The organism is Pyxidicoccus fallax (assembly GCF_012933655.1).
Lineage (GTDB): Bacteria > Myxococcota > Myxococcia > Myxococcales > Myxococcaceae > Myxococcus > Myxococcus fallax.
The window spans coordinates 1-383 of record NZ_JABBJJ010000820.1; the positions used below are offsets into that span (position 1 = coordinate 1).

1 protein-coding gene is annotated in these 383 nt (G+C 64.2%); it reads right to left on the minus strand.

The annotated features are described in order from the left end of the window. The coding region (locus HG543_RS54320) for a hypothetical protein (protein ID WP_211194842.1) at positions 1-293 on the minus strand (293 nt) is incomplete at its 3' end. Positions 294-383: the final 90 nt, after the last annotated feature.

A 383-nucleotide genomic window follows, 5' to 3' on the forward strand; every position in this document is an offset into this window, starting at 1 on the left:
CTGTAGAGCCGGTAGACGCGATGCGCGCGGGTACCGAACGGGACGGGCGAGTACGGCATGAGGCGCATCGCTCCCACTGCCATCACCGTGACCGTGATTCCAATCAGCCCGGTGAGGACCGGGTGTCCCAGGCGGGGGAGTAGGAACAAGGTCGCCAGCAGTCCGGCGACTAGTGCGATCAATTCGGGGATCGGGTAGGGCCCACCGGGCAGCTTCCAGCGGCCGTCGAATTTGGCGATGACAATGCGGACCCGGCTGGCCCGCGTGTACCACTTGGCGACGAACTGACTCATCGCGTTCCGCCGCCGTTGGTGATGCTGCTGACGGTGTCTTTGGATACGACGCCGAGGGCGGGAAGTGATCCCACAAGACCGATCAAAACC